9 protein-coding genes are annotated in these 11,417 nt (G+C 67.3%); 2 read left to right on the top strand and 7 right to left on the bottom strand.

Translation table 11 applies throughout. From position 1 onward, the window contains the following. From IEZ09_RS42295 to IEZ09_RS42275, 5 genes are all read right to left on the bottom strand, one after another. On the bottom strand, window positions 1-480 hold a 480-nt coding region (locus IEZ09_RS42295), incomplete at its 3' end, for a cytochrome P450 family protein (protein WP_229813427.1). Between the two features lie 14 nt (window positions 481-494). After that, on the bottom strand, window positions 495-2,825 hold the full coding sequence (locus IEZ09_RS42290) for an SDR family NAD(P)-dependent oxidoreductase (protein ID WP_189259494.1): 2,331 nt from the start codon (window positions 2,823-2,825) through the stop codon (window positions 495-497). A gap of 71 nt (window positions 2,826-2,896) precedes the next feature. Continuing rightward, a complete protein-coding gene (locus IEZ09_RS42285; RefSeq protein WP_368856221.1) occupies window positions 2,897-4,900 on the bottom strand; it encodes a beta-ketoacyl synthase N-terminal-like domain-containing protein in 2,004 nt (667 codons plus the stop codon). A gap of 251 nt (window positions 4,901-5,151) precedes the next feature. Further along, window positions 5,152-5,415 (bottom strand): acyl carrier protein, encoded by a 264-nt coding sequence (locus IEZ09_RS42280; RefSeq protein WP_189259492.1) that lies wholly within the window; start codon window positions 5,413-5,415, stop codon window positions 5,152-5,154. A 12-nt stretch (window positions 5,416-5,427) separates the two neighbouring features. Beyond that, entirely contained in the window at window positions 5,428-6,360 is a 933-nt protein-coding gene (locus tag IEZ09_RS42275; protein WP_189259491.1) for an ACP S-malonyltransferase, read from the bottom strand. Window positions 6,361-6,710: 350 nt separating this feature from the next. Between IEZ09_RS42275 and IEZ09_RS42270 the strand changes: the two genes are divergently transcribed. Together IEZ09_RS42270 and IEZ09_RS42265 are read left to right on the top strand one after the other, a co-directional pair. After that, window positions 6,711-7,400 (top strand): O-methyltransferase, encoded by a 690-nt coding sequence (locus tag IEZ09_RS42270; protein WP_189259490.1) that lies wholly within the window; start codon window positions 6,711-6,713, stop codon window positions 7,398-7,400. A 185-nt stretch (window positions 7,401-7,585) separates the two neighbouring features. Next, a complete protein-coding gene (locus tag IEZ09_RS42265; protein ID WP_189259489.1) occupies window positions 7,586-8,038 on the top strand; it encodes an MDR/zinc-dependent alcohol dehydrogenase-like family protein in 453 nt (150 codons plus the stop codon). 957 nt (window positions 8,039-8,995) lie between these two features. On the opposite strand, the gene IEZ09_RS42260 is transcribed toward IEZ09_RS42265, so the two are convergent. Together IEZ09_RS42260 and IEZ09_RS42255 are read right to left on the bottom strand one after the other, a co-directional pair. Beyond that, window positions 8,996-9,685, bottom strand: coding sequence for an isopentenyl transferase family protein (locus tag IEZ09_RS42260; protein ID WP_189259488.1), 690 nt, complete (start codon window positions 9,683-9,685; stop codon window positions 8,996-8,998). Between the two features lie 15 nt (window positions 9,686-9,700). Further along, window positions 9,701-10,885: a cytochrome P450 gene (locus IEZ09_RS42255; RefSeq protein ID WP_189259487.1), complete on the bottom strand. Its 1,185-nt coding sequence runs from the start codon at window positions 10,883-10,885 to the stop codon at window positions 9,701-9,703. Between the last annotated feature and the right edge of the window lie 532 nt (window positions 10,886-11,417).

Genomic DNA, 11,417 nt, shown 5'->3' with positions numbered 1-11,417 from the left:
GCCGGCCACCCGTTCGCCGTCGTGTCGCGGCAGACCGAGCAGTTCGCCCATCACGGAGTTGGGAATGGTCGTGAACGACCGGGCGGCATCCACCACGCCGTCGCCCTCGCTGAACGGCGTGGTGCCGGCGTCGGCGTGCCGCGTGATCATCGGACGCATTCGCTCGACGTGATCGGGGGCGAAGAACTGCGCGATGAGGCGTCGGGCGGGTTGGTTGTCAGGTGCGTTGCGAAAGAGCAGGCTCCGGTAGAGCAGTTCGGCGGACGGGAACGTGCGCCAGCTGGGCCACAGCCTGTCGGCGTAGTGGTGGTCGGGCACGCGGAAGCGTCTCGGGTTCATCAGGACGTCTGCGCACTCCCGGTAGCCGGTGACGAGCAGGCGCTGACGGGTGATCGGCAGTACCGGCCAGTGTTCGATCAGCTCGCGGTAATGACGGTAGGGTGCGACCCGTCCCTCGGGGGACAACAACCGCAGCAGCACGTCGTGAGGACTGGTCACGACATGCCGTCCCGTCCGCTCAGCACAAGTCCGGACAACGTCACGAGCGGACTGCCGTCGTCCGTGCTGGCGATGCCGTCGGCGACACCGCCTGCATGTGTCACATGTAGACGGATGCGGGTCTTCGCCTGTGCTGCCAACGTGAGATCGTTGTCTCCGGTGTGCAGCCTCAGCTCGGCGATCGAGTGGGGCGTCGCGTACCGGTGCGGAGTGCCGGTAGCGCAAGCGGTCTGCAGCAGAGCATCGACCAGTAGCCACGGTATCCGGTGTGCGGCGAAGGACTCGTGCCTTGGGAGCGAGGGTTCCCAGCGAGCCGATGTCGTGTCGGTGGTGATGCGGAGGTCGCGAATCTGGTCGAACAGGCCCGACATGGACATCGTCGCCGGGGCGCGCCGGACGCTGAGCTGACGTGGCCGGGCAGGTGTGAGAGCGCTGTCGGCGGTGTTGCCGACCGGGACCAGAACCTCGACGTGCTCGACACGGCGACCGCGGTTTCCGGTCCCGAGGTGTGATCGGACGGTGGCCCGCACGACGCCGGCACCCGGATCCGCCGGCGTGAACGACGCGGCCAGGGTGTACTCCGCGAGGTGTGGATCGATAGCGACAGGCGCCTTGAAGCGGACGTCCCGGAACCTGTCCACGAGAGCGCCGCCGGTGAGGTGATCGGTGACGTTGGCCGCGAGTTCCAGCACCAGCGCGCCTGGCACGAGCGTCCGTGACTGTCGCACATGGCCGTGCAGGTGTTCGTGCCGCGAGAGGTCCAGCCGCCAGACGGTGTCGTCCTGCTCGGTGTGGGACGGACTGCCCAGATAGGGTAGCCGGGCACGGTCGGCCACGAGGCCGGGGAACCGCGATCCCGCCAGTTGCCACTCCGCTTCGCCCAGCAGGACCGGTGACGCGTGCCGCCCGAGGTGGTTCGGGGATACCAGCGTGGTGAAAATTCGTTGTCCCTCGGCGTCGCTGATCAGGCCAAGCTGCCCGGTTCTCGCCGTGTAGTCGGTGAATCCGCGTCGTGGCCCTGTCCCGGACTCACCCCACAGACTCCAGCCGATCGCACACTCGGCGGCGGACGTGGTGCGTCCGGACTCGCAGCGAGCAGCCGCGTTGAGCATGTCATTGGCCGGTCCGTAGTCGATTTCGCCGGGCAGACCGAACGCGCCGGCGACGGAGCTGAAGTGGCACCACGCGAGCGGCGCGGGATCGTGGAACGCCGCCCTGAGATTGTGGTAGCCCATGATCTTGGTGTCACGTACCCGCCGGAACGTCGAGAGGTCCTTGGTCCTCAGCCGGCGGGCGCCGCTGACTCCCGCGCCGTTCAGCAACAGGTCGATGCGGGGCGTCGTTGCGGCGATCGTCCCCGCCGCGCGCCGGACCGCGGCCGGGTCCGTCACGTCGCACCCCAGGTAATGCACCCGGTCGACCCCGATCCGTTCGCGCAGGGCGGCGATGGTCGCAAGCGACTCCCGCGACCTGCGACAGCGGTCATAGGTCGCCCGCAGGCCGCCGATGTGGGCACCTGGGTCCTCATGACGTTTCGCACGCACGTAGTCGGCACCGCTCAGGTCACCGATCTCGGCGGACTGAGCAACCATCGTGTCCGGTTCGGTACTGCCGAGGAGCCACAGCGTCGACGGCGGAGGGCTCATCCCCTCCAAACATCGTGCGGTGATGCCACGCGCGCCGCCCACAGCGACCACGACGGGGCCGGTTACGGCTGGATTTTCGACGGCATGCGACGGCTCTTCGAGTGGGAGAAGTCGTTCTTCCCACCTGACCGCCGGAGCCGACCCAGTCCGGTAGTAGGCGATGGGCAGTCCTCTGCCGCATCCGGACTCCGCGCGAAGCCGCGCCAACGCGGCAGCAAGGTCGATGTCGTCGGTGACGACGGCGTGCACCTGCGTTGCCGGTAGTTCCCACGATACTGACTTCGCCATGCCGGTAAGCAGCGCGCAATGCGGATGGGGCGTTCCGCCATCGAAACGATCGAGCACGAGGAACGTGACCGACGAGTTCTCGTGAGCTGAGCCGGCCCGCTGTTTCAACGCGACGAAGGCCGCCTCCTGCAGGGCGAGAAGACTCGGACGCGGCGCGGTGGGCCACGCGGCACAACGTACGGACGTGATCACGCACAGCTGGTCGCTGACCGGTCCCGCCGAGGTGACGAGGTCCGTCACCATCCCTTCGTCCCAGGTAGCCGCAGCGTCCGGCACGAGTACGACTGTCACCTCGTGCGCCGCGATGGCACGTACCTGGTCCGCGATCCCGGCGTCGTCGGTGAGCACCAGCGCTCCGGCGGGCAGCGGATCGCGTTCAGGGAACCGAGACACAGCGGGACGCGGTACCAAGCGAAGTGAGTACGGCTGTACGGGTGTGTCCACAGTGTCCATGTCCCCGGATGTCACGGCAGCGGTGGGAGCACGTGGACGGTCGGCCCCGACTCTGCGGAGAACCGTTGGGGCAGTGCGCCTTGCACGACGCAACGGATGACGTCGAGCACGCCGTCCGCGGCAAGATAGCTGATGCTTCCGGGTCGCGGTGCGGCCGAGGACACGGGCGCGAGTTCGGTTCGCAGCCGTGCGAGCACAGGCCAGCCACGGGCGGCAGCGGTGTCGGGACGGGCGAGCGCGACCGCGAACGCACCCTCGGCGACTTCGTCCTCCTCGATGCCGAGCGAGCGGGTGGCATTTCCTGCCGCATTGGTGTTCCACGCCATCACCAGCGCGAGATCGATGTCGCCTCGGCGCAGGTAGCAACCCGCCGTGTGCACGGCGGCGAGTCCTGACGTCTCTCCGGCATCGACCATCATCGTCGGTCCGCGCAGGTTCCTCCGGTTGCTGATCCAACCGAGTGCGATGGACGACATGCGCCCGACCAAGCTGTACGGGCCGATGGCCTGGCCGCGGTCGCGCAGTTCTCGCAGATAGTCCACCGCGGCCGCCTTCTCCTCGCCGTCCAACGTCTCCGCGAGAAAGTCACCCAGACAACGCAGGGTGGACTCGACAGCCGATCTGCTGACGCCGTACTGGGCGCCGAAGACGCCCGTGCGCTCCTCGAGACCCTCCCACAGCGGTGCGTCGTCTCCCGACCCCGCCAGCCGACCCGCCAGCTCGGCCGTGACCAGCTGGCTCGTGTCCAGTTGGGCCGCAACCTTGGGCGCGATCAACGAACTCGCGAACGGAGGAAGCGGGTAGGGGGACTCGAATCGGGTCGCGTCGGCGGGATCATCGCCTCGGGACAGCCGGTCCGCGACCGATTCGTCCTCCGGCTTCTCCGGCAGCAACGCGCTCCATCGCACCAGCACCAGCTCGTCACAGGACGCGGGCGGGCTGGACCGCAGGACACGGGCCTGTTGCCGGGGCGAGCAGAGCAGCTGGTATCCGTTGACACCGCCGAGTCCGCAGGCGAAGACCCCGGCGAACGACGGCTCCTCCGCTGTCAGCTCTACCGCTGTCGAGGGGACCTGAAGGGACAGGGACCGGGCGTACTCCGGCAGTGCCGCGTGGTTGGGCTGTCGGGGCACCGTCGACCGGTGCAGGCCGATCGCGGCCTGGATCAGCGAGACGATCCCGCAGGCCATGCCGGTGTGGCCGAGCATCGCCTTGTTTCCGGTGACCCAGGGTGCGCCGCCGGGATGCGCGGCGGCGATGGAGCGCAACTCCGTCGCGTCCCCTGCCGGAGTCGCGGTCCCGTGCCCGATGATCCACGCGACATCGGCGCCGACGATGCCGTTGACGTCTCTCGCCCGCGTCATCGCGCGGGTCTGGCCCTCCTGACTCGGCGCGAAGATCGCTTTGCTCCTGCCGTCGGACGCGGCGCCGAACCCGGCCAGCACCGCAAGCACCGTGTCCCTGTCCCGCAGTGCGTCACGCATCCGCTTGAGCGCGACGATGCCGGCGCCTTCGGAGAACACCGTGCCGTCCGCCGCCGCGTCGAAGGCCCGCAGTTGTCCTGTCCGAGACAGCGTGCCCATCTCGGCGAAGTACACCTGACGCAACGGTCCGTGCGAACTCACGCCGCCGCAGAACGCGACATCCACCTCGCCGTCCAGCAGGTGTCTGACCCCGAGGTCCACCGCGTACAGGGCGGACGGACAGATGTTGTCGGAGATGAGAACGCACGTGTCGGGAGGGAGCAGTCCCTTCGCGGCGCGGACGGCCAGGTGGTGGGGAAGGAACTCGGCGTGTCCACGTTGTGCGCAGGGATCGGCTTGCGCGATCTTCCGCCTGATCGCGTCGCGCCTGCCTCCCGGCAGCCGTGCCGCGGTCCGGTCGGCGAGTTCGTCCGCGGCGAGCGCCAAGTCCATCTCGTAGCTCGTGTCGGTGGACGAGGCGAGGAACAGACCTGTCTGGCCGGTCGGGCCAGACGCCATGGTCGTGACGCACTGGTTCAGTGCGCGACGCAACCATGACACCTGGAGGTCGCCGACATCGTCGGTCGTCGCGTCCCGGACCTCACCGAACCGGAGGTCATAGGGCTCGCCCGTCGCGCTGTGAGTCAACCTCGACAACGACCTGAGTCCGTGGAAACGACCGGAAGGTCCGAACACGAGCGGACCGTCCTGGGCTCGTCGCCACAGTTCCTGGACATCGTCGCAGCCTGGGGTCACGACACCAGCGGCGACGATGCAGACCTGATCGGCGAGCATCGATCGACTCAGACCGTGTCTCGCGCCGCACCGGCGTCCTTCAACAGTTGGGCCATCGAGCGGACGGTAATGGTCGCGGGCGACTCGACATGACCGATCTCGACCGCCCACCGCTGCTCGGCTTTGGCCAGTACGAGGCGGTGCTGGAGAGAGTCCAGGCCGAACTCTGCCTCGAGATCGACATCCGGGGTCACCATCTCTTCGGGAATCTCGAGCGCGGCGGCGTAGGTTTCGCGCAGGTAAGCGGTCAAAACGTCGTCCGAGCTGGGCAAGGCTGACTCCTCCTAGCTCTTGAGAAGGGCGGTCATCTGCTGGACATCGGTTACGGTCAATCGCTTCCGGAACGGCGCCCAGCCTCGCGCCCTGCTGCCGAGCGTCTCGGTGACAAGGCGGGTCAGTGTGTCCTTCAGGCCGCATTCCACGAACTTCGTGACCCCTTCCGATCTCAGCTCCGTGACGGCGTGGCAGAAGTCCAGCGGTTGTACCATCTGGAGCGCGGCGAGGAGAACCAGGTCGTCGTCGGCTCCCAACGCACGCCCGAGGACAGGTGACCACACGGCCGTCTTCAGAGGCGCGGAACGAATTCCACGCACGGACTCGAGGTACCGTTCGAACGCGGGGACGAGCATTACATGGTGTTGGGCGTAGGGGCCCGCACGCAGCGCGGTCACCGTGATGCCCTGTGCACGGGCGAGGTTTGCCAGCTGTCCGATCTCTGTCGCGGGGCCGGAGAGGATCACCTGCGTCGGACTGTTCACCGCAGCGATCACGACGTCTTGGGCTCTCGCCGCGACCATCGCCGCTTGGCCGCGTGACAGCCTGAACGCTGCGGTGGCGGCATCGTCGCTCGCGTGTGCCTGTAGCGCTCTGGTGCGTTCGCACAACAGGCGAGCGCCGTCCTCGACGGTGATGCCCTCCGCAGCGACCATCGCGGTGATCTCACCGAGGCTGTGTCCGAGCAGGACATCCGGGCGGAGCCCGAACTCCTCCACGAGAACGCGGTGACAGCTCAGTTGCGAGTGGTAGGTCTGCATCTCACTCAGGGCACTCCACGCCGTGAGATCGGGCTCGCTCAAGACGGACGGCCATCCGAAGTCAGCCGTCACGGCGTCGATCCGGCTTGCCAGCTCGGCCGCGTACCGCCGACCTGCGGCGTAGTAGGCGAACGGATCGGTGAAGAGTGATCCGGCGCCGGGAAAGACGAACGCGCTCTTCATGAGATCCCGTCAAGTCGAACCTGTACGCTCCTGTGTGGACCGGCCCCCAGATTGCGTTCCACCTCCTGGAACGCGGGCCTGCGGCGATGAGGACCAGACCTAGCATTCGACGAGTCCCACACCCCCAGCCGAGATCGGGCGCACTTCGACACCTACTACCAGGTCAATTGAGTATACGTACCCGTCAGGTGTTCGTCGCGCGTGCAGCGTGGTCAGCGATGTCGCCAGGTACCAGTTGACGAATCAGGAGCATGACGAGCTGTTCTCGCTCACCGGCGACGTGGTGTCGCTGATGCCCGACATCGCAACCGTTCGTTCCAGTCCCACCAGGGAGATACGAGGTGGACCGCATGATCGACCACATGACGCAGGTGGACAAACGACTTCGGCTGACATCAGAGGTCATCGACTACGCGGTGGCGCAGGCCGAACCGCCAACCTCGGCCCAGCAGCGGCTCATCGACGCCACGGCCTCCCTCGGCCACGTCGCCGAGATGCAGGTCCCCCACGAGCAGGCGGTGCTGCTGACTCTGCTGGCGAGGGCCGTCAGCGCGCGGAGCATCGTGGAGATCGGAACGTTCACAGGGTACTCGACGCTCGCGCTCGCCCGAGGGCTCGCCGATGGTGGTGTCGTGCTGACCTACGACATCTCCAGCGAGTGGGCGGAGATCGCACAACGCGCCTGGGCGGAGGCCGGCGTCACCGATCGCATCCACCAGCACATCGGCCCTGCCGCTGCCGCGTTGGCGGAGATGCCCGTCGAGCCGTTCATCGACATCGCCTTCATCGACGCGGACAAGGTCAGCTACGTCGATTACTGGGAGCTGCTCGTACCCAGGATGGTCGACAACGGACTCATCCTCGTCGACAACGTGCTGTACGCCGGCGAGGCTGCCACAGAGGACGCCGTCGGCAACGCCAAGGCCATCAGGGAGTTCAACGCCCATGTCCGCGCGGACGACCGCGTCGAGTCGGTCCTTCTCACCATCGCCGACGGACTGACGATCGCCCGCAGGAAGGAACGGCAGGAGGTCCGATAAAAGCGCGATCCTGCACGGAAAACACCAGCTGACCGTCGAGACCGTTCCCGATGCGGCGGTTGTCGACCCGGCTCACGCGGTCGTACGGGTCGTCGTCGCCGGGGTCTGCGGCACCGACATCCACGGTTACCGCGGGCTTCCCGGCCCCGTGCGGGGCCCTGGCTGCGGGCACGGGACCCGTCGGCGTGGTCACCGATGTCGGCTCGGCCGTCAGCACCCTGCGACCGGGCATGAGCGTCATCGCACCGTTCAGCTTCGCCGACGGGGGTTGCGTCACCTGCTGTCGTGGCTTGCCGAGTGGCTGTGCCGCCGGCGGGATGTTCGGTGTGGATGATGACAGCGGCCAGGCGGAGGCGGTGCGGGTACCGTTCGCCGACGTCAACCTGGTCGCGGTGGCGATGGACGAGAATGACGAACGGTTGCCCTCTTTCCTCGCTCTCTCCGACGTGATGGCGACCGGGCTTCATGCCGTGCGATCGGGCGAGGTCGCCCCCGGCTCGTCGGTCGCGATCGTGGGTGATGGGCCGGTCGGCCTGTGCGCGGTGCTTGCCGCCCGCGATGCCGGCGCGGCGCGGATGATGTTGCCTGGGCAGGCACGAGTCGCGCATCCTCACCGGCAAGCTCTTCGGAGCGACTGATGTCTTCGAGACTCACGGACCCGACGGGATGGCTGCGTCCGTCGACTTCGTCCGGTCGTGCACGGGCGCGCCGACGTGGTGGTGGAATGCGTCAGCACGCCGCAGGCGCAGACCACCGTGTTCGCCCTCTGTCGTGACGGCGGCGCTGTGAGCGTGGTCGGCGGGCCGCCGATCGCGGACGTGACGCCGGTCTTCTTCCGAAATCACCCTCACCGGCGGCCTGACCCCGCCTCGCGTCTACCTTCCCGAGCTTGTCGACCGCGCTGCGGCGGGCCAACCAGATCCAGGACAGATCATCGATCTGACCGTCTCCCCGGACGACATCCGGTCCGGATACAAGGCCATGCACAACCGCACCACCACGAAAGTGCTCGTGCGGATCCAGCCTCGAGATTCCGGGTGATCTGGGGTGACGACCTGCTGGCGGTGCACGACGACACGATCGCGGTCATCGACCTCACAGGTGCCGGCAAACGCCGCCGGACCCGCCGGGCGCTGACGGTTGCCCCAGGTCGCGCAGTGCCTGCGTTCCTCGGACGTCACCGAAGAACGATGTAGTTGGCATTGGAGAACAGCATCGCGGCCTTCCACGGCATCCTGGCAGCGGGAGCGGTGGTGCTGCCGCTCGAGCGACTGGATCGCGGGACTGACCGCCCACGGCGCCGAGGTGTTCATCGCCGGAGGAGCGCAGTGGCACCGCCTCGCGCAGGAGAACCACGATGTGCGGCACACCGTCGTCACCGGCGCGACCGCCCTGCCGGGGGTAGTCGTGAGAAGACGTGCTGGTCACTCCCGCGAAGGGGGCCGATCCGCTCCGGTGGGGCGCGGACCGCAGTGCTTGCGTTGCAGGCGGCACCTGGGGCACCAGCAAGACGGTGATGAGTCATCGCAACCTGGTCGCGAACCTCGCACAGATCCGCGCCGTCCATCGGCTCGCCGAGCCCGACGGGGATCCGCTCAGGGCAATGACCTCGAGCAGGCGAGCTGGACGTTCTCCAGTGCGCGCAATGACTTGGTCTGCTCCCGTGCGTACGCGAGATGGGCGTCGGTGATGCGATCGATGAGCACTGACCGATCCTCTGAGCTGAGGACGAAGCCGGAAGTGACGCTCTCGCGTCGCGAATGCCAGGCGACAAGCGCATCAAAGCCGACGATGGAGGCGATGAAACCACGGAGCTCCCGGTAGCGCCAGGCGTGCGCGAACTCGTCGATGAGGGACGGGCGGACCGTCAGCATCCGGACGACTCTGGCGTGCAACCGTGCGCGATAAGCGGGGGCGTCGACATCGCCCATCATGAGTTCGAAGGTGGCACCTGGCGGCGCGTTCTCGCCGGTCATCAGCAGGGTCGTCAGTGAAATGGAGCCACCCTCGAGGATGACGGCAGGGTGATACGTCGAGAGAGTGCGCAGCAACCGCCGCAATCGGGTGTAGGCCTCGAACACGGTGAGCTCGCCCTGTGCGATCGTGCGATTGTCGAGGTACAGCCGGGCTGTGCCGGCCAGCTCGCGTGCTGTGGGACGCCCACTGGTCGTTGCCAGTTCCGGAAAGCACTGAACGCGGTCGAGAGAAACCACAGGCGCGTTCCACCGAGCCGCGAGCTGGACCGCTGCGGCAGTCTTGCCAATTCCCGTGGTGCCGACGATCATGTGGACGTGCACGGCTCACCCGCTGACCGGTAGACAGCTCAGACCGGGGAGCACGACGTTCGTGCGGAATTGCGGCGAGGCGTCTGGGCGCAATCGCAACGTCGGACGGGCCTGGACCAAGCGGGCGACACCGGCCTCCACCTCCAGGCGGGCCAGCCGTGCTCCCAGGCAGTGGTGAATGCCCGCGCCGAAGGCAATAGTCGCTGAGTGGTCTCGGCTCAGCTCGAACACGTCCGGATTCGGGAACACCGCTGGATCCCGGTTGGCGGCACCGAGGAACGCGATGACGGGTTCACCGGTCCTGATGAGCCTTCCCCCAACGGAGACGTCCTCGATGGGCTTGCGGGCCGCCGCGGTCTGCACCGAGCCGTTCAGCCGCAGGCTTTCGTGCACCGCCGCGGGAACCAGCTCGGGTTCGCGGCGAACGAGCGCGAGCTGATCGGGTTCACGCAACAGGTTGTACAGCGTGATACTGATCTGGCCGGTGGTGGTCTCGTGGCCGGCGAACAGCAGCTGCACGCACATGGCGAGGAGTTCGTTGTCGGTAAGCGCGTCCCCGCCATCGCGCGCCTCGACCATGGCGGTGATCAGGTCACCCGCGGGGTCGGATCGGCGAGATGCCACCACCGCACCGAAGTAGTCGAGGAGGTTGCGTGCCGCGCAGCTCGCCTCGTACATGGTCCGGTCGCCCTTGCGCAGGTCGAGTCCGGCGGCGAACCGCGCGATCCACTCGCGCAGTCGCGCGCTGTCGGAGAGGGGGACCCCTAGAAGTGTGCAGATGACCGTGAACGACAGCTGGGCAGCGTAGTCCTCCACGACGTCGAAGTCCGCCGGAAGCGTTGCGCTCAGCCTGCTTGCCACGTCGAACACCATCGGCCGGTACGTTTCGACGCTGTGCGCGGAGAACGCCGTGGCCACAAGTGCACGCAAGCGACGGTGTTCGGGCGGATCGGTGGAAAGCAGAAGCTGGTCGTACAGATCCCAGAACGGGCGCTGTACGGCGGGCAGGTTCTGGCGGCGCGCCGCCGTGGCGCCCTCGGGCCATTCCCTGCGGAAGCGCCGGTCTTTGAGAACGGCTACGACGTCCTCGTGCCGAAACAGGTACCAGCACCCCTTGGCGTCGGGTGAGTACGGTGCACCCCAGTGCACCGGGTCGTGCCGACGGTACCGGGCGTAGACCGGATAGGGGTCGGCCAGCAAGGACTCATCGTGCGGAGTGAAGGGAACGACCTTGGTAGAAGCGCGTGCATCAGTCTTCATGGTGGTCTATCACCGCTCGATCGCCGGGCTACGCCAGGTGGGCGCCAATGAGGTCGTGCCCGACCTGCTCGCACTGATACGACGTCAAGTGATACGCGGATCAGACAACGTGGCACGGCTCGGCGGAAACCCTTCTGGGGCTGCGCGAGTCATCTCGGTGCCACCCGAGGCCAGGTTTCCGCGAGGAGGCGCCCATGCGGAGAAGCTTACGAGCCAACGGTGCCCAACACGATGGAGATCGAGCCAGATCTGCCCCTTTGCCTCGGATGATTGCCTGTTCGGACAACGAGAACGGGCGACTTGGACACTCGGACCACGCTGGTCGAGCCCGCCGGACACAGTTCTGATGCCAGAGCTGTCGTAGCCGATACGACTTCGCCGGCCGCTGCTCGGCGTGAACACCGAGCACGTTTGCCATGCGCTGTCGAGTTGGGCTCGGAATTCACGGCCATGTACTCCTGGTCGGCCGAGT

The organism is Lentzea flava, from assembly GCF_014648475.1.
Classification (GTDB): domain Bacteria; phylum Actinomycetota; class Actinomycetes; order Mycobacteriales; family Pseudonocardiaceae; genus Lentzea; species Lentzea flava.
Note: the sequence above shows the minus strand (reverse complement) of the source record. Positions and strands in the feature narration are given on the sequence as shown.

Bases quoted from the DNA above. Each gene is read 5' to 3' on its own strand.
- IEZ09_RS42275 (WP_189259491.1), bottom strand. From the start codon at position 6,360: ATGAAGAGCGCGTTCGTCTTTCCCGGCGCCGGATCACTCTTCACCGAT.
- IEZ09_RS42270 (WP_189259490.1), top strand. From the start codon at position 6,711: ATGATCGACCACATGACGCAGGTGGACAAACGACTTCGGCTGACATCA.
- IEZ09_RS42260 (WP_189259488.1), bottom strand. From the start codon at position 9,685: ATGATCGTCGGCACCACGGGAATTGGCAAGACTGCCGCAGCGGTCCAG.